Origin of the sequence: Nonomuraea sp. KM88, from assembly GCF_052245635.1 — a bacterium.
GTDB lineage: Bacteria > Actinomycetota > Actinomycetes > Streptosporangiales > Streptosporangiaceae > Nonomuraea.
On the sequence record NZ_JBQQCC010000008.1, the window covers coordinates 158,832 to 178,478 of the forward strand.

General features: G+C 71.6%; 20 protein-coding genes. 12 read left to right on the forward strand and 8 right to left on the reverse strand.

Going from position 1 to position 19,647, the window contains the following annotated elements; translation table 11 throughout:
- The first annotated feature begins 21 nt into the window (after positions 1-21).
- Both aztD and ACTWPV_RS24320 read left to right on the forward strand, forming a co-directional pair.
- A complete protein-coding gene (gene aztD / locus ACTWPV_RS24315) occupies positions 22-1,191 on the forward strand; it encodes a zinc metallochaperone AztD (protein ID WP_443153540.1) in 1,170 nt (389 codons plus the stop codon).
- A gap of 112 nt (positions 1,192-1,303) precedes the next feature.
- Positions 1,304-1,453: a hypothetical protein gene (locus ACTWPV_RS24320; RefSeq protein WP_443153541.1), complete on the forward strand. Its 150-nt coding sequence runs from the start codon at positions 1,304-1,306 to the stop codon at positions 1,451-1,453.
- A gap of 70 nt (positions 1,454-1,523) precedes the next feature.
- On the opposite strand, the gene ACTWPV_RS24325 is transcribed toward ACTWPV_RS24320, so the two are convergent.
- Positions 1,524-2,861 carry an acyltransferase family protein gene (locus tag ACTWPV_RS24325; protein WP_443153542.1) on the reverse strand — a complete coding sequence of 446 codons (1,338 nt, stop codon included), beginning with the start codon at positions 2,859-2,861 and terminating at the stop codon, positions 1,524-1,526.
- Positions 2,862-3,111: 250 nt separating this feature from the next.
- Here ACTWPV_RS24325 and ACTWPV_RS24330 point away from each other — a divergent pair, with 250 nt between their 5' ends.
- The 3 genes from ACTWPV_RS24330 (at position 3,112) to ACTWPV_RS24340 (ending at position 6,096) form a co-directional block, all read left to right on the forward strand.
- A complete protein-coding gene (locus ACTWPV_RS24330) occupies positions 3,112-3,984 on the forward strand; it encodes a sulfotransferase family protein (RefSeq protein WP_347647843.1) in 873 nt (290 codons plus the stop codon).
- Positions 3,981-5,144: a glycosyltransferase family 4 protein gene (locus ACTWPV_RS24335; RefSeq protein WP_443153543.1), complete on the forward strand. Its 1,164-nt coding sequence runs from the start codon at positions 3,981-3,983 to the stop codon at positions 5,142-5,144. The genes ACTWPV_RS24330 and ACTWPV_RS24335 overlap by 4 nt, the downstream gene beginning before the upstream one ends.
- A 130-nt stretch (positions 5,145-5,274) precedes the next feature.
- Entirely contained in the window at positions 5,275-6,096 is an 822-nt protein-coding gene (locus ACTWPV_RS24340; RefSeq protein ID WP_347647845.1) for an SAM-dependent methyltransferase, read from the forward strand.
- A 1-nt stretch (position 6,097) separates the two neighbouring features.
- Here the strand turns inward: ACTWPV_RS24340 and ACTWPV_RS24345 are convergent, their stop codons facing one another.
- Both ACTWPV_RS24345 and ACTWPV_RS24350 read right to left on the reverse strand, forming a co-directional pair.
- Positions 6,098-7,003: a helix-turn-helix domain-containing protein gene (locus ACTWPV_RS24345; RefSeq protein WP_347647846.1), complete on the reverse strand. Its 906-nt coding sequence runs from the start codon at positions 7,001-7,003 to the stop codon at positions 6,098-6,100.
- A 644-nt stretch (positions 7,004-7,647) separates the two neighbouring features.
- Complete coding sequence (locus ACTWPV_RS24350; RefSeq protein ID WP_443153544.1) at positions 7,648-8,790, reverse strand: RNA-guided endonuclease InsQ/TnpB family protein; 1,143 nt, start codon at positions 8,788-8,790, stop codon at positions 7,648-7,650.
- 207 nt (positions 8,791-8,997) lie between these two features.
- Here ACTWPV_RS24350 and ACTWPV_RS24355 point away from each other — a divergent pair, with 207 nt between their 5' ends.
- From ACTWPV_RS24355 to pdxR, 3 genes are all read left to right on the forward strand, one after another.
- On the forward strand, positions 8,998-9,468 hold the full coding sequence (locus ACTWPV_RS24355) for a hypothetical protein (RefSeq protein WP_443153545.1): 471 nt from the start codon (positions 8,998-9,000) through the stop codon (positions 9,466-9,468).
- Positions 9,465-10,631 (forward strand): zinc-dependent alcohol dehydrogenase, encoded by a 1,167-nt coding sequence (locus ACTWPV_RS24360; RefSeq protein ID WP_443153546.1) that lies wholly within the window; start codon positions 9,465-9,467, stop codon positions 10,629-10,631. Before ACTWPV_RS24355 ends, ACTWPV_RS24360 begins: the two co-directional genes overlap by 4 nt.
- Positions 10,632-10,759: 128 nt before the next feature.
- Positions 10,760-12,187: a MocR-like pyridoxine biosynthesis transcription factor PdxR gene (gene pdxR, locus ACTWPV_RS24365; protein ID WP_443153547.1), complete on the forward strand. Its 1,428-nt coding sequence runs from the start codon at positions 10,760-10,762 to the stop codon at positions 12,185-12,187.
- A 26-nt stretch (positions 12,188-12,213) separates the two neighbouring features.
- On the opposite strand, the gene ACTWPV_RS24370 is transcribed toward pdxR, so the two are convergent.
- From ACTWPV_RS24370 to ACTWPV_RS24385, 4 genes are all read right to left on the reverse strand, one after another.
- Positions 12,214-13,074: an NAD-dependent epimerase/dehydratase family protein gene (locus tag ACTWPV_RS24370; RefSeq protein WP_443153548.1), complete on the reverse strand. Its 861-nt coding sequence runs from the start codon at positions 13,072-13,074 to the stop codon at positions 12,214-12,216.
- Positions 13,071-13,481: a cupin domain-containing protein gene (locus tag ACTWPV_RS24375; protein WP_443153549.1), complete on the reverse strand. Its 411-nt coding sequence runs from the start codon at positions 13,479-13,481 to the stop codon at positions 13,071-13,073. Before ACTWPV_RS24375 ends, ACTWPV_RS24370 begins: the two co-directional genes overlap by 4 nt.
- A gap of 67 nt (positions 13,482-13,548) precedes the next feature.
- A complete protein-coding gene (locus ACTWPV_RS24380) occupies positions 13,549-14,067 on the reverse strand; it encodes a hypothetical protein (RefSeq protein ID WP_443153550.1) in 519 nt (172 codons plus the stop codon).
- A 100-nt stretch (positions 14,068-14,167) separates the two neighbouring features.
- The gene (locus tag ACTWPV_RS24385; protein ID WP_443153551.1) at positions 14,168-14,398 is read right to left on the reverse strand and encodes a hypothetical protein; all 231 of its coding nucleotides are present in this window, start codon (positions 14,396-14,398) and stop codon (positions 14,168-14,170) included.
- Between the two features lie 139 nt (positions 14,399-14,537).
- Between ACTWPV_RS24385 and ACTWPV_RS24390 the strand changes: the two genes are divergently transcribed.
- The 3 genes from ACTWPV_RS24390 to ACTWPV_RS24400 all read left to right on the forward strand — a co-directional run bounded on the left by ACTWPV_RS24390 (position 14,538) and on the right by ACTWPV_RS24400 (position 17,702).
- A complete protein-coding gene (locus ACTWPV_RS24390; protein ID WP_443153552.1) occupies positions 14,538-15,809 on the forward strand; it encodes a sensor histidine kinase in 1,272 nt (423 codons plus the stop codon).
- Positions 15,797-16,459 (forward strand): response regulator, encoded by a 663-nt coding sequence (locus tag ACTWPV_RS24395; protein ID WP_443153553.1) that lies wholly within the window; start codon positions 15,797-15,799, stop codon positions 16,457-16,459. The genes ACTWPV_RS24390 and ACTWPV_RS24395 overlap by 13 nt, the downstream gene beginning before the upstream one ends.
- A gap of 106 nt (positions 16,460-16,565) precedes the next feature.
- A complete protein-coding gene (locus tag ACTWPV_RS24400) occupies positions 16,566-17,702 on the forward strand; it encodes a serine hydrolase domain-containing protein (protein ID WP_443153554.1) in 1,137 nt (378 codons plus the stop codon).
- Between the two features lie 71 nt (positions 17,703-17,773).
- Here the strand turns inward: ACTWPV_RS24400 and ACTWPV_RS24405 are convergent, their stop codons facing one another.
- Positions 17,774-18,022: a hypothetical protein gene (locus ACTWPV_RS24405; RefSeq protein WP_443153555.1), complete on the reverse strand. Its 249-nt coding sequence runs from the start codon at positions 18,020-18,022 to the stop codon at positions 17,774-17,776.
- A 238-nt stretch (positions 18,023-18,260) separates the two neighbouring features.
- On the opposite strand from ACTWPV_RS24405, the gene ACTWPV_RS24410 reads away from it, so the two are divergent.
- The gene (locus tag ACTWPV_RS24410) at positions 18,261-19,595 is read left to right on the forward strand and encodes a hypothetical protein (RefSeq protein ID WP_443153556.1); all 1,335 of its coding nucleotides are present in this window, start codon (positions 18,261-18,263) and stop codon (positions 19,593-19,595) included.
- Positions 19,596-19,647 lie beyond the last annotated feature (52 nt).

A 19,647-nucleotide genomic window follows, 5' to 3' on the forward strand; every position in this document is an offset into this window, starting at 1 on the left:
CCCCCAGAGAAAGGCACACTCATGACCGTCAGGACATCCGTTCCCGTTCTGGTCGCAGCCGCGGCCCTGCTGGCCGCGTGCGGAACCGCGCCGCCCGCCCCTGCGCCCGGCGCCGCGCCGCCCGCCGCCTCCTCCCCTCAGCCGCCCGTGACGGATCCGATCGTGGTGACGTACGACGGCGGGCTCTACGTGCTCGACGGCCAGAGCCTGCGGCTGGCCAAGGACATCCCGCTGGCCGGGTTCAACCGGGTCAACCCCGCGGGTGACGAGCGGCACGTGATGGTCTCCACCGCGACCGGTTTCCGCGTGCTCGACGCGGTCACCCCGGCGCTGAAGGACGACGAGTTCAAGGGCAGCAAGCCGGGCCACGTCGTCAGGCACGGCGGCACCACCGTGCTGTTTTCGGACGGCACCGGCGAGGTGACCGTGTTCGACCCCGCCGACCTGGCCGGGGGCCTGCCGGAAGGCGAGGTCTACACCGCGGCCGCGCCCCACCACGGTGTGGCGCTCCAGCTGGAGAACGGCGAGCTGGTCGTCTCCCTCGGCACCGAGGAGAAGCGGACGGGCCTGCTCGTCCTCGACAGGTCGCGCAAGGAGATCGCGCGCAGCGAGGACTGCCCGGGCGTCCACGGGGAGGCCACCGCGCGGAACGAGGCCGTCGTGGTCGGCTGCGAGGACGGCGTGCTCATCTACAAGGACGGCGAGTTCACCAAGGTCGACAGCCCCGACGAGTACGGCCGCATCGGCAACCAGGCGGGCTCCGACGTCTCCCCCATCGTTCTCGGCGACTACAAGAAGGATCCCGACGCCGAGCTGGAGCGCCCGACGCAGGTCTCGCTCATCGACACCGCCGCCGGCACGATGCGGCTGCTTGACCTCGGGACGAGCTACACCTTCCGCTCGCTGGCCCGCGGGCCGCAGGGGGAGGCCCTCGTGCTCGGCACCGACGGCCGCGTCCACGTCATCGACCCCGCCGAGGCGAAGGTCGTCAGGTCGATCGAGGTCATGGGCGAGTGGAAGGAGCCGATCGACTGGCAGCAGCCGCGGCCGGCCATCTTCGTCCGCGGCCGGAGCGTCTACGTGAGCGACCCGGCGACCAGGAAGGTGCACGCGATCGACCTCGCGTCCGGGAAGGTCGTCAGGAGCACCACCCTGCCGCGCAGCCCCAACGAGCTCAGCGGCGCCGGCTGAACGCCGCAATGTCCGGTGAATGTCCGGCTCGCGGCCTGGTCCTGGCCCGCGCGCCCCGCCGAGACTCGATGACGTGAACGGGGAGCGGCTCCCCTCACGAGAGGAGTGACTGGTGAAGAGCTCACGTATCGCGGCGGGCATCACCCTCGGCGCGCTTTCCGCCGCGCTGTTCGCGACGCCGGCGATGGCCGACCGCGACTTCGGCGGCGGCACGCTCGACCGCGAGTACGGCGTCGGCACGGACGGCACCCGCGTGACCTGAGCGCGTGGCCGTACTCGGCCCGCGTAACCTCCTCGGACGGAGGTCGGGGGACGCGGGCCGGCCTCGAACGTCAGGGGTCCGGCCGGGAGCGGCCGGGGAAGCCGCTCCTCAAGATCCGCAGGAGCGCGGCCCCGGCGAAATAGCCGATCAGAGCCGCCGTGGGGAAGCCGGCGGGACCGTGGTTGCCGGGCCCTGCCAGGGCGACGGCGAGGAGGCCGCCCACGACGGCGGCCATCCCGGCGAAGCTCAGAGCAGCGGCGCCGCGTCCCGGGGGCGCGTTGGGGCCGCTGCGCCGTTCCACGGACCCGAACACCGCGACGAGCAGGCCGAGGATGATCGCGAGCGCGGCCAGCCAGGGGATGCGCAACAACAACCACGGAAGGGATCCGGGGGCGGCCTGGGGCAGCAGCCCGGTGGGGTAGAGCGCCAGGACGCCGAGCACGGCGGCGGTCATGTGCCACAGGAACAGGGTCATGATCACCGAGTTGACCGCCACGACCGCCGTCCACTGCCGTACTCCCTGCAACCACCGGTTGGCGGGCTCGTGGAGGAGCAGCGCGACGCCGGTCTGGGCGGTGGCCAGCGCCAGCAGGGCCAGGGTGGGCGGGGACGTGTTCTGGATATCCTGCCCCGCCACGCCGACCATGCTGACCGGATAGGGGCCGAACACGGTGAGCCCCACCAGGGCGGCCAGCCCGGTCAGCGCCAGGGGCAGCGCGACGGCCGGGCGGGCCGGCAGCCGCCCGTCCTGCCAGGCGAAGCCGAGCTGGTGCACCGCGAGCCAGGCGAACAGGTAGTTGCCCGCCCCGCCGTAAGGGATCCACGGCACGAACCGCCCCGCGTCGCCCGCCGCGACGAGGACGACCAGCACGATGGGCACGGCCAGCCCGTACCTGCGGTGCAGCGCGTGCATCACCGGCGTCAGGACCACCGCCGACAGGTACGCCACCAGGAACCACAGCGGGATGCCCGCCAGCCAGACCCCCATGCCGACCAGCTCGGGGCCGACCCCCGCGACGCCGGCGGCCAGGCCGGCGGCCGTGAGCACCGCCAGCAACATCGTGGTGGGCCGCACCAGCCGGTCGGTACGGCGCAGCGTCCACCCGGCGGCGCCGCCGCCCTCGCGGCGGTGGGCGGCGAGCGAGGCGGCGTTGGCGTACCCGCCGACCAGGAAGAAGATCGGCATGACCTGGAACAACCAGGTCAGCGGCCGGGTCCACGGCACGACGTCCAGGACGTTGACCCCGTGCAGGCCGCCGTTGTAGCTGACCGAGAGCACCAGCCAGTGCCCGGTCACCACGGCCGCGATCGCGACGGCACGCAGGAGGTCGACGTGGCGGTCGCGGTGGGCAGGGGTCTGCTCGGCCTTGCGCCGCAGCTCTCTCGCGGCCCGCTCGATGGCTCCCATGGCGCCCTCAGTGCACCGTGTGCTCTTTCATGCTGGAGCATCTACCCAACCCGGCAGGTACCCGCTGGAACGACGGGAAAATGGGCACGGGTAATAGCCGTGATGTTTCCTCGACATACGGTTTGCATCGCGTGTTCTTGGCGTGACACATGGTCATTTCTTGCCGTGAGATGGCGTGTTCTTGAGCCACGATCGAGTTCGGCGATGATTTTCAGGTAATCCACAGAAAGGGCAGGTAACCTCGCCCACCATGATGTGGCAGCGTACGTTCAACAGCGCGCTGGCCAAGTACGCAGGATTCCGGATCGAACGGGTAGGAAAAGCGGAGAACGCGAAGAAGGTCGTCGAGCGGCCCAGAAAGGCCGCCCCCGACACTTCTTTCCGGCCGCCGTCCGACCCCCGCGATCGCCTGCTCGAGGCCCCGGTGTTCGTGATCTCCCCCGTCCGGTCCGGCTCGACGTTGTTGCGGTCGATGCTCAACGCGCACCCGGACCTGCACGCCCCCCACGAGCTGCACGTACGCCGGTTGAGCGTTGACTTCGGCACGACCCTGGCCGAGAAGGCGATGGAGGCGCTCGGGCACAACCGCGCCGACATCGAGCACCTGCTGTGGGACCGGGTGCTCCACCGCGAGCTGGTACGCAGCGGGAAGCGGTACATCGTGGACAAGACGCCGGCCAACGCCTTCGCCTACGAACGGCTCGCCGCGTGCTGGCCGGATGCCCGGTTCGTGTTCCTGCTGCGCCACCCCGCCTCGATCGCGACGTCCTGGTACGAAGCCAGCCCCGGCAAACGCACGCCGGACGAAGCGGCGGCCGACGCGTTGCGGTACATGAAGGCGGTGGAGCGTGCCAGGAAGGCGCTGCCCGGCCTGACCGTGCGCTACGAGGAGCTGACCGCCGACCCGGAGAAGATCAGCCGCCTGATCTGCGATTTCCTCGGCATCGGCTGGGCGCCCGAGCTGCTCTCCTACGGCACGCCCGACGTGGTGACCAAGGGGCTCGGCGACTGGAAGGACAAGATCCGTTCGGGCACCGTGCAGAAGGGCCGCGACCTGCCCGAGCCGGCGGAGATTCCCGAGGTGTTGCACGCCATGTGCCGGACGTGGGAGTACCTACCGTGAAGATCCGATACATGCTGCTGCACGCGTACGGCATGGGCGGGACCATCAGGACGGTGGTCAACCAGGCCAACGCGATGGCCGAGGCGGGTCACGACGTCGAGATCGTCAGCGTCGTACGCCGGCGGAGCAGTCCGCAGTTCGCCATCGACGAGCGCGTGCGGGTGTGGGCCTTGGTGGACCAGCGCGACGGCGTCGCCGCCGACTCGCTGGCCCGCAAGGTGTGGCGGCGTGCCCGCGGCAAGATCGTGCCGTACGGCGAGTTCGCCGCCGAATACTTCACGGAGCGGGTGGAGGGCGCGGTCATCGACTACGTGTCCGGCCTTGAGGGCGGCATCCTGGTCACCACCCGGCCGGCGCTCAACCTCATCTCCGCGCGCCGCGGCTCGCGCAAGGTGATCAGGGTCGCGCAGGAGCACATGAACCTGGGCTCCTACCACCCGGCGGTACGCGAGGACATCGCCAAGCACTACGGCCGTTTCGACGCGGTGACGGTGCTGACGGAGACCAGCGTCAACGAATACCGGCCGCTGCTGCCCGGAACCCCGGTCGTGCGCATCCCGAACGCGGTCGACATGGAGGGGCGCAAGCACTCCGACCTGACCCGTCCGGTGGTGATCGCCGTCGGCCGGCTGGTGCCCCAGAAGGGCTTCGACATGCTCATCAAGGCCTACGCCGCGATCGCGCCCGAGTTCCCCGACTGGCGGTTGCGCATCTTCGGCACGGGCCCGTCGAAGGACCGGCTGCAGCAGCGGCTCGACGAGTTCGACCTGGGCGAAGCCATCCGGCTGATGGGCCGCAGCGACCGCATCCACGAGGAGCTGTCGCAGTCGTCGGTCTACGCGCTGAGCTCGCGGATCGAGGGCCTGCCGATGGCGATGATCGAGGCGATGGGTCACGCCCTGCCGATCGTCGCCTTCGACTGCCCGACGGGCCCCGGTGACGTGCTGACGCATGACGTGGACGGCGTGCTGGTGCCGCCGCGCGACATCGAGGCGCTGTCGGCGGCGCTCAGGCGGGTGATGAGCGACCCCGCGCTGCGCCGGCGGCTGGGCGCCGCCGCTGCCGAGGTCGCCCACGCGTACACGCCGCAGGTCGTGATGCCGCAGTGGGAGCGCCTGTTCACCAGCCTGAGCAACGGCGAACCGGTCGCCGCCGGCTGAGCGGCGGCGAGAGATCGTGCGGCGCCGGCCGTCTCCGGCGCCGCGGCTCTGTGCGTGATCTCCTTTCGGAGCGGGCGGGACGCTAGGTTGAGATTCCCGCAGGCCCTTTCGGAAGGAGCCCAGCACTCTCATGGCAGGTGAACCCCCTCCCACCGGTCACGTGGCCGCGTCCGGCATCGACGCGTCCGTGCCGCACGCCGCGCGGATGTGGAACTACTGGCTCGGCGGCAAGGACTATTACGACGTCGACCGCGTGGCCGGCGACCAGTTCAGCCAGGCGTTCCCCGACATCGTGCACATCGCCCGCCTGTCCCGGCACCTGCTCGCCCGCATCGTGCGCCATCTGGTCAACGAGGCGGGCGTGCGCCAGTTCCTCGACATCGGCACCGGGCTGCCCACGGTGGACAACACGCACGAGGTCGCCCAGCGGGCCGATCCGTCGTGCCGCGTCGTCTACGTCGACAACGATCCCCTGGTGCTCGCGCACGCCCGCGCCCTGCTGGTCGGCACGCCGGAAGGCGCCACCGACTACGTCCACGCCGACCTGCGCGACCCCGGCGCGATCGTCTCCGCCGCCGCCAGGACACTCGACCTCGACCGGCCCGTCGCGCTCATGCTGATGGGCATCGTCGGCTACGTCACCGACGAGGAGGGCGCCCACGACATCGTGCGAGGGCTGGTCGACGCCCTGCCGCCCGGCAGCCACCTCGCCCTGTGGGACGGCGTCAACCTGGTCACCGGCGAGGCGCTCGACCAGGCCCAGGACGACTACAACTCGGGCGGCGGCGTCCCCTACAACCTGCGCACCCCCGAGCGGTTCGCCGCGTTCTTCGACGGCATGGACCTCGTGGAGCCCGGGGTGGTGTCCCTGCCGCTGTGGCGCCCCGACCCCGACCCGCTCGCCCCGATGGAAGAGGTCGACGCGCTGTGCGGGGTCGCCCGCAAGCGGTGACCTACATCGTGGCCATGATCTGACGCAGGATCTCCGGGGTCTCCGACGGCGGCGGCGCCTGCACGCTGAGCTCGTTCATCAGGTGCTGGTAGGGGCGGACCTCGGAGTCCTTGGTGAGATACTGCGCGCCGGCGAGGTGTTCGAGGTAGACCACGTCGTCCAGCTCCGCCTGGGCGAAGCGCAGGATGGTGACGGGGCCGGCGCCGCCGGCCGCGCCCTCGATGCTGAACGGGATCACCTGCAGGGTGATGTGCGGCAGCTCGGCCTGCTCGACGAGGTGGCGGAGCTGGTCGCGCATGATCGTCTCGCCGCCGACGCGGCGGCGCAGCGCGGCCTCGTCCAGGACCGCCCACAGCTTGTGCGACGCGGGCTCGGACAGGATGCGCCGGCGGCGCATCCGCAGCTCGACGCGGTGCTCGATCAGCTCGGCGGGTTCGTCCTTGTGGCCCTGCACGAAGACCGCGCGGGCGTAGTCCTCGGTCTGCAGCAGCCCGGGGACGAACTGGATCTCGTGCGTACGGATCAGCGCCGCGTCCTGCTCCAGCCCGAGGTAGGGCTCGAACCAGTCGGGGATCACGTCGCGGTAGTCCTGCCACCAGCCCGGCGCGTTGGCCTGCTCGGCGAGGACGAGCAGGGCCTGGCGTTCGGCGTCGTCGGCCACGCCGTACAGGGTGAGCAGGTCGGCCACGTCGCGCAGCTTGAAACTGCTGCGCCCGCCCTCCATCCGGCTGATCTTCGAATGGGAGCCGCGGATGGTATATCCCGCCTTTTCGCGGCTGATCTCCCGTGACTCCCGCAGCCGGCGCAACTGTGTCCCCACCAATATGCGCAGCGCCGTGGGTCCAGGCTGCAGAGAATCCCTGTCAGGTATATCGGTCGGATCGCTCATCTCACGAGCAGTCGACATAAATGCTCCTAATTCAGCACATCACCCCGGGCCGCCCACCGGCAATCCTGCCACGCAGGCGCCCCTCAAACACCATATTTCGGAGCGAGCGGGCGACACACCGCCATTGCCCGGATACGGGACATGCGTTTCGCTCTCTTCGCCGACCCGGGGCCATAAGAGATCATCCAGGGCACGAAATGATCACCACCTCGGCGAGCTCCTCGGGCTGCGCCCGCCCTGAACCCGTCGCCGGTTTGAAGGGGCCAACCCCTTTGCTGTACCGTGACGTCCCGCTATGAATTCGACAACATTTCAAAATAGTTCGAAATATCTCAGTAAAGGCGTACGAACACTTGCCGCCGTGCTCGGCTCCGCCGTTGTATTGAGCGGCTGCGGCGTGATCGAGCTCGGCTCCCGGCGCGGGGCGGAGCGGCCGGGCGACGACCCCCCGGCGCAGAGCCGGGAGGAGAGCCCGAGCGAGGAGCCCCTCCAGCCGAAGAACGACCCACTCGCCGGGGACGGCCCCCTGTTCGCGCACTTCAAGCGGGTGCGGGCGGCCGACCCGTGCGAGCTCGTGCCGCACTCCATGGTCAGCTTCTCGGCCGATGAACGACCGAGCTTGCAGCTCCTCGCCGTGCATGGGGTGCACGGTGTGGTCCGCGTTAGGCAGCGTGACTCACTGCCCAGCCCGTTTCACCGCGTGAGGCGATGTTGCGGGCTGCGTTGACGTCGGCGTGCTCAGCGAAGCCGCACGACGTGCAGGAGAAGGTGGCCTGGTCGGGCCGGTTGCGCCGGTCCACGTGCCCGCACTGCGAGCACTGCTGTGAGGTGTAGGACGGATCGACGTAGATGACGGCAACACCGGCCCGGGCCGCCTTATAGTCGACGAAGCCGCCCAGCTGGTGGAAACTCCACCCATGCAGCGTGACCCGCTGGGGCTTGCGAAGCCGTACCCGCTCGCGGATGCCCTGGAGGTCTTCCAGAGCGATCCCGCGCCCGGTGCGTTCCGCCTCGGTCACGATCTGCTTGGCGATCACATGATTGGTGTCGGCCGCGAACCGCGCCTCGGCCCGGCGCCGCTTTTTCAGCAGCCGTTTGGCGGACTTGGTGGCTTTGGCCTGCAACCGGCGGCGCAATGCACGATGCCGGTGCCGCACCGCGTTCAGCCCTTTACCGCTGCGCCGGACGCCGTCGCTGGTGGTGGCGATGTTGGCGATGCCCAGGTCCACACCCAAGAACCCCTCCGGCGCGGCGGCCGGGACGTCGGGGACCTCGATGGTGGCGTGCAGGAACCACATCCCGTCCCGGCACACCAGATCCGACTCGCCACGGCGGTGGGCGGCCAGTAGGGCCAGGTGCTCCTCTGAGCCGGTGAAGGCCACCCCTTTCAGCCGGCCGCCGGTCGTCCAGATCGACACCGTCCGCGCCTCGTGCTGCCAGGACAGGCACCGGTCGTCATACGGCTGAGCCGCCAGCGGCCGGAAGGAGACCGGCTTGGCTTCGGCCTTGAGACGGCGCGGGGATCCGGGCTTGCCCAGATTCCCCCCGGCCAGGTTGGCGTGCAGCGTGCGATAGGCGTCGGCGACCTTCTTGATCACATGCTGGGCGGCCTGGGCCGCCAGCCCGAACTCCGCCTTGATCTGATCGTAGGCGTGCCTGCGCAGATCGAAGTTACGGAAACAGTGGCGCTGGAACGCCAATGCCGCGACGAGATTCGCCGCCCGGTTGACGGCGTCCAGGGTGGCTTCCAGCGCCGCCGCCTGCTGCGGCGTCGGCAGGAGCTTCACCTGCACCACCAGTTTCACAATCGAACAAACTATCATCAGGTCCACGGCACCGCCGGTTATCAGGGCGGGGAACCCAACCCGAGTCCGGCAGGGCCGTAGCGTGGTCCGCAGCCTGCATGCGCATTCGGTCTTCACGCCCAAAGACCGGCGCAAGGTGTTCACCGACGAGATCAGGTCCCTCCGCCGGGCCGGTTTGCCGGGGGCGGCCACGGGCAGCCGCGGAGCATGAAAGCGTCCAGCACAAAGCGGGCCGCCCGGGCCCACGCGAAACTGCCCGCCCGCGGCCCCCGGCGGCGTAAGGGCCGCACGGCCGTGCTCCTCGCCGGAGCGGCGACGGTGGCCGGGATGGCGATCGTGCGCGCGGCACGCTCAGCGCCGCCCAACCCGAACGGATGGTTCACCGTCACGGTCGAGACGGACCCAGCCCGGCTGACCGGCCCCGATCGGCCCGACGAACTGGCCCGGATCGCCGAACGGCACGAGATCCGCGTCAGGCCCGCACCCGGCGGCCGGGGCAGCGAGATCGCGGTACGCGAGGCCGACGGGGAGACGCGCGACCGCGTACGGAAGCTGAAGCAGCTGCTCGAAACCGGGGAGGTGCTCCTGGTCGACGGGCAACCCGAGGGCCACCGCACCGCGCTCGGCCGCGCCGGCACGCCGGCGTTCCGGCATCTCACGAGGAAGGGCGCACGATGAGGGCGCTGTGCTGGACCGGCGTGAACGAGGTGGCGGTCGAAGACGTCCCCGACCCCGGGCTGCTCAACCGGCAGGACGCCGTCGTCAAGGTCACCGCGAGCTCCACGTGCGGCTCCGACCTGCACCTGCTGGACGGCTACGTGCCCACGATGATGGCCGGTGACGTGCTCGGGCACGAGTTCGTCGGCGAGGTGGTCGAGACCGGCCCCGACGTGCGCCGGCGGCGCGTCGGCGAACGGGTGACGGTGTGCTCGATCATCGGCTGCGGGCGCTGCCACTACTGCAAGGAGGGGTTGTGGTCGCTGTGCGACAACTCCAACCCCAACCCCGGCTTCCTGGAGACGGCGAACGGGCACGCCTCGGCGGGCATCTTCGGCTACTCCCACGCGCTGGGCGGCTTCGCGGGCAGCCACGCCGAATACGTACGGGTGCCGTACGCGGACGTCAACGCCTTCCCCGTGCCGGACGACGTGCCGGACGCGAGCGCCGTGTTCGCCTCGGACGCCGTACCCACAGGGTGGATGGGCGCCGACCTCGGCGAGGTGGGGCCCGGTGACGTGGTCGCGGTGTGGGGCTGCGGCGGCGTCGGCCAGATGGCGGCCCTGGCGTCCCTGCGCATGGGCGCCGACCGGGTGATCGTCATCGACCGGTTCCCCGAACGGCTGGCCATGGCCGCCGAGATGGGCGCGGAGATCCTGGACTACGGCGAGTCCGACGTGCTGGAGGCGCTCAAGGAGCTGACCGGCGGGCGCGGGCCCGACGTGTGCATCGAGGCCGTCGGCATGGAGAGCCACGGCACCGGCGCCCAGTACGCCTACGACCGGGTCAAGCACGCCCTGCGCCTGCAGACCGACCGCGGGATCTCGCTGCGCCAGGCCATCCACGCCTGCCGCAAGGGCGGCGTCGTCTCCGTGCTCGGCGTCTACCTCGGCGTGGTCGACAAGTTCCCGATGGGCGCGGTCATGAACAAGGGCCTGACGCTCCGCGGCGGCCAGCAGCACGGCCACCGCTACATCCCGATGATCCTCGACCGGATGAGCAAGGGCGAGATCGACGCCTCGCCCCTGCTCACCCACCCCATGCGCCTGGAGGACGGGCCCAGGGGCTACGAGCTGTTCAAGACGAAGCGGGAAGGCTGCGTCAGGGCCGTGTTCCGCCCGTGACGGGCCGGGTCGGGAGGACGCGAGCCGCGGCCGCCCCGGACCACGAGGCCCGCTCCTGAGCGCCGGGGCGTGCACGCGTACCATCCTTCACGTCGTTCACGTGGCGTGGCAGGGGGCATGGAGGCGGCGTGGCGGAGCAGCCGGGTGGGCTCGACCTGCATCTCGACGTGCGTCTTGACGGGCCTCGCGACGGGCGTCGCGGGCCGGGAGCGCTGGGGCGGTCGCTGGAGTCGGCGCTGCGCGACGGGGTGCGCTCCGGCCGGCTGCCGCCCGGCAGCCGGTTGCCGGGCAGCCGGAGCCTCGCGGCCGACCTGGGCATCTCACGGGGCACCGTCGTCCAGGCCTACACCCAGCTGATCGCCGAAGGCTGGCTGACCGGCGCACCGGGATCGGGCACCTCGGTCGCGACGCCGCCCACGCCGACCGCGGAACCCGGCGAAGACGCGCTCGCCGGAAGGTCCCACGAGGCGGAGACCTGGTCGGTGGACCTGCGTCCCGGCCGGCCCGACGTCGGCTCGTTCCCGCGTACGGCGTGGGCGTCGGCCGTGCGCCGGGCCCTGGCCACAGCCCCTTCCCGTGACCTGGACTACGGCGACCCGGCCGGGCTGCCGGTGCTGCGGCAGGCGATCGCCGGCTACGCCGGGCGGGCCCGCGGTGTGCGGGCCCACGCCGGCTCCGTGATCGTGGTCGGCGGGTTCTCCTCCGGGCTGGCGCTGCTCGCCAGGGCCCTGCGCGGCCTCGGTGGCACGCGGATCGCCACCGAGGACCCCGGCCTCCCGCGCCACCGCGAGCTCGTACGCGCCGCGGGGCTGGAGACGGCGCCGCTCGCCGTCGACGCGGGCGGCGCCGACCCGGCAGGACTGCCCGTACGCTGCGCGGCCGCGCTGCTCACCCCCGCGCACCAGCACCCGCTGGGCGTGGTGCTGGCACCGGAGCGGCGGGTGGCGTTCGCCGGCTGGGCGCGGCACACGGGCGGCTACCTGATCGAGGACGACTACGACGGGGAGTTCCGCTACGACCACCACCCGGTCGGGGCCCTGCAGGCGCTGGCACCCGACCGCGTGGTATACGCGGGCAGCGCCAGCAAGGCACTGGCACCGGGGATGCGGCTCGGCTGGCTGATCGTCCCCCGCTCGCTGCGCGAGCCGGTGATCAGGGCCGTCGAGGACACCGGGGCGTCGGTTCCGTCCGTGACCCAACTGGCCTTCGCCGACCTGATCGAGCGGGGCGAGTACGACCGGCACATCCGCCGCTCGCGCCTGGTCTACCGGCGGCGCCGCACGGAGCTGGCCCGACGGCTCTCGTCGCCGCTGCCGGGAGTGGCCGCAGGGCTGCACGCCCTGCTGCCCCTCCCCTCGGCCGAGCGGGAACGGCGGCTGATCGAGGCGGGGCGGCGCGCAGGCGTCCGTCTCCAGGGCCTGCACGCGGCCGGCTACTGGCACGAGCCGTCCGGCGACCGGCCCGCCGCGCTGCTCATCGGCTACGCCGCCCCGCCCCGGCACGACTGGCGCCGCGCCCTGGAGGCCCTCTGCGCGCTCACCACCTCGTCAACGTAAAAGCCGACCGCCGCACCGCGCCGGGGTCAGCCCGTTCGGGAGATCACCTCGGCGAAGCCGTCGCGCCATGAGGGGTAGGCGGGCTCCCATCCCAGGTGATTGCGGGCGTGGTGGTTGTCCGCGCCCCGCGCCTGCGGGCTCCTCGGAGCGTCCGAGCGGGGCGGCGGCGGGGCCCCGACGGCCCGGCAGAAGGCGGGCACCCAGTCGGCGGCGGGCGCGGGCTCGTCGTCGCAGATGTTCACCGCCCCGGTCGGCCAGCCGAGTGCCTGTACGGCGGCCGTCGCGGCGTCCCCGGTCTCGACGAAACTGCTGACGTCGCGGCCCGCCACGAGCGCGCCCTGCCGGGCCTGCCCGGCCATCGGGCCGCCGGGCTCGTAGAAGGTGCCGGGGCCGTACAGCAGTCCGTATCTCAGGACCACCCATTCGGGCAGCTCGCGAACCGTGTCCTCCAGTGCCACCACACCGTCGACGCTGACCCTCCGCAGGCCCTCGGCGTCGACGTCGAGCGGGGTCCGCTCGACCGCGGGGACGTCACCGGGTTCGTACATCCAGGCGATGCTCTGTGCCACGATGCGGCGCACGCCGGCGGCCAGCGCGGCGTCGACCATGGCGCGGGTGCCGGCTTTGCGGAGCTCGGCGTTCGCGGCGGGGTCGCCGCCGCTCAGGTCGGTCAGCTGGTGCATGATCACGTCGGGGGCGGCCTCGCGGACCGCCAGGGCGAGGCCGTGCGCGTCGCGGACGTCGCCGCGCACGGCGGCGGCGCCGTCAGGCACCGGCCGCCGGCCCCTGGTCAGCGCCGTGACCTGGTGGCCCGCGGCGAGCAGCCGCGGCACGATGTGGTGGCCGAGCACGCCGGTGGCGCCCGCGAGGAAGACGCGCATGGTCATGCCTGCGCGGGCCTGGGCGCGCGGCGGTCGAGACGGGCGGCGAGCTCGCCTTCGTCCACGAGGGTGAGCATCGGCTCACCCGGCACACCGGCCATCACCACCACGAACCGGCTCCAGTCGTCCTTGAGGTTGTTGGCCGCCTGGTAGTGGATCACGTCTCCGCCCGGCTCCCAGAACGCCTCACCCGCTCTGATCACCCGTTCGGGCTCCCCCTCCAGCTCGAAGATCATTTCGCCTTCGAGCATGTAGCCGAAGACCGGCCCGGAGTGCCGGTGCGGCGGCGTGCCCGGGTCACCCGGCGGCAACTCGACCTTCGCCGTCATCATCTCCGCCCCCTGCGGGATGAACGGCGGGACCTGGTGGTCCAGGGTCGTCAGAACCGTCCGCGACCGTCTCGTCATCGTCATACGGCCGAGGCTAGACGGCCGTCGGACCACGCACATAGACCGGTTCGGGAGTGATTAAGTGAACCAGTCAGCCCTTGACCTTAAGGCTGCTCTTCGACGGTCTGAACACCGGCACCGTGCCCTGGCAGTCGTTGACCGGCGCGCCCAGGAACTCCCACATCCAGAACATGGTGTCGCGGCGCCCCTTGTCGTGGACGGTGAAGGAGACCTTCTTGCCGGTCACGTCCATGGCCGGCTTGTCGCCGATGGTGACGTGACCCTTGGTGATGACCCCGGTGGCGACCGCGATGCCGTCGGCCGCGACCAGGCAGCTGATCCTGCCCTGGAATTCGCCCACGGCCGGCTCGCCGGGCTTGCCCGCGTGGAACACGTCGAAGGTGCCCCGCGTCTTCGCCCCGTCACTCCTGGCGTCGATGGCGAAGCGCACCTTGTCCCCCGCCCACTGGCCGAACGACTCGGGCAGCGTCCCCGAGGCGCTGCCGCGCAACGAGTACATGGGCGCCTCGGGGGCCGTGACAGCCCCTGCAGGGCCGGCCAGCAGGGCGAGGGCGGCGATCGGGGTGGCGAGTGCGATGGTTCGTTTCATGCCCGCCAGCCTGTCGGCGACGGGCCGCCGGAGGTTCCCTCTACCGGGGGAACCTCCTCCCCCGGTGGAGCCAGCCGGCACCACGGGGGCGGGTGCTCCGTCACCGGCGGCGGCGCTCCTTGCGGTACTGGGCGATCAACCCGGCTCCCAGCGCCAGCGTGAGCAGGCCGAAGCCGATCCCGATGAGCGGATTGATGCCGATCGTGGACGTCACCATGTTGCACACGGCGCTGACGCCCAGCAGCACCCAGAGAACGGGCCTGGTCATCCTGCCGCGGGCGGCGATGCCGGAGTCGGTCATGGTGTGCTCCTCACTCGTCGTGGTCGTCATGCCGTCGAAGCTACGGAGCGTCGCCGGCATCGGCGATCCCGCCATCGGGACACCGGCGGTACAGCAGGCTGTACTCTTCCCCGGCGATCTCCACCGGTCCTCCGACGATGTCCTATCGTCGTGCACGGGAGGTGCGGGAATGCCGGTCAACGACCCTGCGAGGGGTGAGCAGCCGGTCCGCCCATGGGACCCGATCGTTCGCGCCCGCGCCACCCTCGACGGGCTCGAATATCTGGCCGGCGGGTTCGGCACGGCGGTCCTGACGCTGATCGCCCTGCTCGGGGTGATCGTCAGCGCGCTGGCCTGCCTGGTCGGCGCCGGCCTCCTCGTGTTGCCCACCGCGCTGCGGGTGCTGCGGGCCATCGCCGACCGCGAGCGGGCGCGGCTGTCCCGCTGGGGCCCGGAGATCATCGTCCCCGATCCGCTGCCGTCCGGGCTGCGGGCCGCTCTCAAACAGCCGGTGACCCGGCGCGAGCTGGCCTGGGCGCTCACGCACGGGAGCTTCGGGCTGGTGCTCGGCCTGGCCGGCATCACCCTTCCGCTCTACGCCGCGCGTGACCTCACCTATCCCCTGTGGTGGCGGCTCCTGCCGCCGGGCGAGACCGGCGGCCCCGGCATGGGCCTGCTGGAGGTCGACGAGCTCACCGACACCTTCATGATCGTCCTGATGGGTCTGGGGTGGATCGCCCTCACCCTCCTTCTGGTCCCGGTCATCCCGCGGTTACAGGCGTGGCCGGGCCGCCGGCTGCTGGCCCCCGTCCCTGGGGCGGACCTGGCGCTGCGGGTCGCCCAGCTCACCGCGACCCGCGCGGCGGCGGTCGACGCGCACGCCGCCGAACTGCGGCGGATCGAACGGCTGCTGCACGACGGCACCCAGAACCGGATCGTCGCCGTCACCGTCATGCTCGGCGCCGCCCGCCGCGCGGTGGCCCGCGACCCGGCGACCGCGGAGGCCATGCTCGAGGACGCGCAGGGCGCCGCCGAGCAGGCGCTCGCCGAACTGCGCGGCGTCGTGCGCAGCATCCTGCCTCCGGTGCTCGAAGACCGGAGCCTGTCCGACGCGCTGACGGGCCTCGCGGCGGCCAGTCCGGTGCCCTGCGGGATCGACGCCGACCTCCCCCGCCGGTGCGCCGTGTCCGTCGAGGCCACGGCCTATTTCGTGGTGGCCGAGGCGCTGAACAACGTCGCCCGGCACAGCGGGGCGGGGCGCGCCACCGTCACCGTCCGCCAGCGGGACGACCGGCTCTGGCTGACGATCGTCGACGACGGCCGCGGCGGAGCCGGGGAACGATCCGGGTCCGGCCTCGCCGGGATCCGTCACCGTACGGAAGCGCACGACGGAACGTTTGCGCTGACCAGCCCCCCAGGTGGGCCGACCACCCTGAATGTGAGTTTGCCATGCGGATTGTGATCGCCGAGGACGACCCGTTGCTGCGCGAGGGTCTCGCGCTGCTGTTGCGCGCCGAGGCGCTCGACGTCGTGGCCACCACGGCGGACCCCGACGGATTCCTGGAGGCGGTGGACGCCCACAGGCCCGACACGGCCATCGTCGACGTGCGGATGCCGCCCACCCACACGGACGAGGGCATCAGGGCCGCCGTCGAGGCCAGGCGCCGGCAGCCGGGCCTGGCGGTGCTCGTGTTGTCGGCGTACGTCGAGCAGGCCTTCGCCACCGAGCTGCTCGCCCACGGCAGCTCCCGGCTGGGCTACATGCTGAAGGAGCGGGTGGGGCGGGTGCAGGAGTTCCTGAGCGCGCTGCACCGGGTGGCGGACGGCGGCACGGCGATCGATCCGGAGGTCGTCGCGCAGCTCCTCACCCGCACCCGCCCCGGCAACCGGCTGGAACGGCTCAGCCCGCGCGAGCGCGACGTGCTGGCGCTGATGGCCGAAGGCCTGGGCAACACGGCCATCGCCGAGCGGCTCTTCGTCACCGACGGCGCCGTGCACAAGCACATCCGCAACATCTTCGCCAAGCTCGACCTGGCGCCCACGGATCGCACGGACCGCCGGGTGGCCGCCGTTCTGCACTACCTCGAGAGCGGTGCGCGGCACTCGGCGTAGTGCTGGCTGTACCGCCGGACTCCAGCACGTGGGATCGCTCGAGGGACCGGCTCGCCGACATGCTTGGAGGCATCACAGACAGCCGCGAGCAGGAGGCGTTCCCCCCATGATCGATCCGCGTGTCACCACCCGGCGTACGCTGGCAGGACTGACCGGGCTGGCGCTGGCCGGCACGCTGGCGGCCGCCCCGGCGAGCGCGGCCGAGCCGTCGTCGTCCCTGCAGCGCAGGCTCGACGCGCTGGTCACCGACGGCGGGTTCCCCGCCGCCCTGGCGGCGGTGCGCGGGCGCGACGGGCGCACCCGGCACTACACCGCGGGCGTGGCCGACCTGAAGACCGGGGCCGAGGTGCCCGTGGACGGCCGGGTGCGCATCGCCAGCAACACCAAGATGTTCACCGCCGTGGTCGTTCTGCAGCTGGTCGGCGAGGGCAAGATCAAGCTGGACGGAAAGGTCGAGCAGTACCTGCCCGGAATGTTGCGCGGCAGGGCCGGCGACGGCAGGAAGATCACGGTACGCCGGTTGCTCCAGCACACCGCCGGCCTGCCCGACTACGACGGCGTGCTGCTCAAGGACTACTTCGACATCCAGCACCGCCACTACGAGCCGTACGAGCTGGTCGAGGCGGCCAGGACGCAGAAGGGCACGCCCGTCGGCCGCTGGAGCTACAGCAACACCGGCTACGTGCTCGCCGGGCTCATCATCCAGAAGGTCACCGGCCGGCCGGTCGGCGAGGAGATCACCCGGCGCGTCATCAAGCCGCTGGGCCTGGAGAAGACGTACTGGCCGAGCCTGGGCGAGCAGAGGATCCGCGGGCCGCACCCCAGGGGCTACTGGCGGACGAAGCCCGACGAGCCGTACACCGACGTGTCCACGATGGACCCGTCCATGGCCTGGGCCGCCGGCCAGCTGGTCTCCACGCCGAGCGACCTCAACCGGTTCATGGTCGGGCTGCTGGACGGCAGGCTGCTCAGGCCCGCGCAGCTCGCGCAGATGAAGAAGACCGTCGCCGCCCCGCAGTTCGACACCTCGGGCAAGGCCCGCTACGGGCTCGGCATCGCCACCTTCAAGCTGAGCTGCGGCGGCGTCGCCTGGTCGCACGGCGGCTCCGCCCCCGGCTACGCCACGAGCAACGCCGCGACCGAGGACGGGCGGGCGGCCACCATCGCCACCACCGCGCTCCCCGCCGACATGAAGACCGTCAAGAACGTCGAGACCGCGCTGGACCGCGCCCTCTGCGAATGACCCGACGCGGGCCGCGCCCGCCGTTCTCCGGAGCCCGGCCGCTTCCGTGGGAGCGGCCGGGCTCGCCGGCGTCAGGCGCCCAGGTCTCTGACGATGTTGTCCAGCCGGGTCGCGACGGCCTCCAGCGTCTCGTCGGTCGGGCCGTCGTCGGGGAACTGGGCCACCACCTCGTCGCGGCTGGCGATGACCAGGCCCCGGTGGGCGTCGTCCACCTCGGCGGCCGGCAGCACGACACAGTCGCCGCGGACGTAGACCAGCGTGGCGTCCTGGTGGCGCGAGTCCAGCAGTTGACGGACGCATTCCGGATCGATGAGTGACATCGCGGCTCCTCGCCGACAGAACGTGCCGGCAGTGCCTGCCGACAGTGCTTGGCGGCCGTCGCCGCACGGGTGCCCGGCTTGGCCTCAGCACTGCGCTTACCCCACTGGAGGCGGTGAAACCAGGGGACCTGCGGACAAGTAGCGCCACTACCTTATGTGCTCGATATATCGCTAAGAGTGACCGTAAGGTGGGGCCAGTGGCCCAGCGGGCTTCGCTTTGAGCGAGAGGATCGAGCACATGTCCCAGGAACCGAGAATCGACGTCGAGGCCAAGGCAGAGGGTATCGAGGGCACTCTCTCCGCCGACCAGGTCCAGCGCATCGCGGACGCGCTCGGGCGTCAGGGGGTCTGGTTCGCCACGCCGCCCGAGCGCGACGGCCAGGCGCCCAGGGCCGACCTCGTCTGGGACCTGGTGGGCGACGAGCCGTACCAGGGCCACACGGCCACCGGCCGGGCCGCCGTGCACCTGGCGGAGGGGCACACGGCGCTGTCGCGGCCGCTGATCATCGCCGACGGCTTCAACCACGGGCCGAGCGATCTCGACGCACTCTGGCTGCACCTCAACGCCCCCTACCAGAAGAACGTCCCCGGGTTCCTCGACCAGCTCAGGATGATGGGCATCGACGTGGTGCTGCTCGGCTTCGACGAGCGGCACACCTACATCCAGGCCAACGCCGCCGTCGCCGTCACCTGCGTCCTGCGCGCCATCGAGGAGCGTCGTGGCGACGATCCGCTGGTCGTCGGCGGCGTCAGCATGGGCGGCATGATCACCAGGTACGCGCTGGCCCGCATGGAGAGCGAGCGCCTCGACCACCAGACGGACAAGTACTTCTCCTACGACACGCCGCACCTCGGCGCGTGGATCCCGCTGGTGCTCCAGCAGCTGGCCTACCTGCACGAGTCGATCCAGCCAGCCTCCGACGGGCCGGGCCAGGCCGACCTGATCCGCAGCCCGGCCGCGCAACAACTGCTGTGGGCCTGGGTCGAGAACGAGAACTACTCGGGCCCGGTCACCACCGCCAGCACCCTGCGCACCGGCTTCCTCGACGACCTGCGCCGGGTCGGCTGGTTCCCGATGCGCCCGTACAAGCTGGGGATGGCCAACGGGATCGGCAACGGCACGGGCCCCGTCCTGCCGCCGGGCACCCCGGTCTTCGACCTGCGCCACGACTCCCTGCAGCTCACCGCCAGGATCCAGCCGGACCTGGGCGAGCTGCAGAACGTCGGCACCGTACGGTTCGGCGGGCCTGTGTGGACGAGCGCCACCAGCCACGTGGCCGCGTTCGACGGCGCTCCGGGCGGCACGCTCGACTCGTGGGGCAGGCTCGCCGACGCGATGGGCCTGCCGATCGACAACGCCCTGCGCGCCGGCTGCTTCGTCCCCGTGGTCAGCGCGGTCGCCCTGGCCAGGGACCCCTTCCAGTGGCAGGCCGAGCTCTACCGCGACCTCAGCGACCTGCCCAAGGACGAGACGTTCCTGGACGCGTTCTGCTGCGACCTCGGCAACTCGGCGCACAGCAGCGTGTCCCCGACCCTGGTCGAGTGGTTCCTGGAGCAGCTCGCGGGGTGGTGACCCGCGCACCGGGTGCCGGCTCGGGCCGGCACCCGGTGTTTCTGCGGGGCGT

What these genes read in the sequence shown, in the direction of transcription:
- ACTWPV_RS24405 (WP_443153555.1), bottom strand. Translation starts at nt 18,022, where the DNA reads ATGTCACTCATCGATCCGGAATGCGTCCGTCAACTGCTGGACTCGCGC.
- ACTWPV_RS24345 (WP_347647846.1), bottom strand. Translation starts at nt 7,003, where the DNA reads ATGTCGACTGCTCGTGAGATGAGCGATCCGACCGATATACCTGACAGG.
- ACTWPV_RS24395 (WP_443153553.1), top strand. Translation starts at nt 15,797, where the DNA reads ATGCGGATTGTGATCGCCGAGGACGACCCGTTGCTGCGCGAGGGTCTC.
- ACTWPV_RS24410 (WP_443153556.1), top strand. Translation starts at nt 18,261, where the DNA reads ATGTCCCAGGAACCGAGAATCGACGTCGAGGCCAAGGCAGAGGGTATC.
- ACTWPV_RS24355 (WP_443153545.1), top strand. Translation starts at nt 8,998, where the DNA reads ATGAAAGCGTCCAGCACAAAGCGGGCCGCCCGGGCCCACGCGAAACTG.
- ACTWPV_RS24375 (WP_443153549.1), bottom strand. Translation starts at nt 13,481, where the DNA reads ATGACGATGACGAGACGGTCGCGGACGGTTCTGACGACCCTGGACCAC.
- ACTWPV_RS24370 (WP_443153548.1), bottom strand. Translation starts at nt 13,074, where the DNA reads ATGACCATGCGCGTCTTCCTCGCGGGCGCCACCGGCGTGCTCGGCCAC.
- ACTWPV_RS24390 (WP_443153552.1), top strand. Translation starts at nt 14,538, where the DNA reads ATGCCGGTCAACGACCCTGCGAGGGGTGAGCAGCCGGTCCGCCCATGG.
- ACTWPV_RS24380 (WP_443153550.1), bottom strand. Translation starts at nt 14,067, where the DNA reads ATGAAACGAACCATCGCACTCGCCACCCCGATCGCCGCCCTCGCCCTG.
- ACTWPV_RS24330 (WP_347647843.1), top strand. Translation starts at nt 3,112, where the DNA reads ATGATGTGGCAGCGTACGTTCAACAGCGCGCTGGCCAAGTACGCAGGA.
- ACTWPV_RS24325 (WP_443153542.1), bottom strand. Translation starts at nt 2,861, where the DNA reads ATGGGAGCCATCGAGCGGGCCGCGAGAGAGCTGCGGCGCAAGGCCGAG.
- ACTWPV_RS24400 (WP_443153554.1), top strand. Translation starts at nt 16,566, where the DNA reads ATGATCGATCCGCGTGTCACCACCCGGCGTACGCTGGCAGGACTGACC.
- aztD (WP_443153540.1), top strand. Translation starts at nt 22, where the DNA reads ATGACCGTCAGGACATCCGTTCCCGTTCTGGTCGCAGCCGCGGCCCTG.
- ACTWPV_RS24360 (WP_443153546.1), top strand. Translation starts at nt 9,465, where the DNA reads ATGAGGGCGCTGTGCTGGACCGGCGTGAACGAGGTGGCGGTCGAAGAC.
- ACTWPV_RS24340 (WP_347647845.1), top strand. Translation starts at nt 5,275, where the DNA reads ATGGCAGGTGAACCCCCTCCCACCGGTCACGTGGCCGCGTCCGGCATC.
- ACTWPV_RS24385 (WP_443153551.1), bottom strand. Translation starts at nt 14,398, where the DNA reads ATGACGACCACGACGAGTGAGGAGCACACCATGACCGACTCCGGCATC.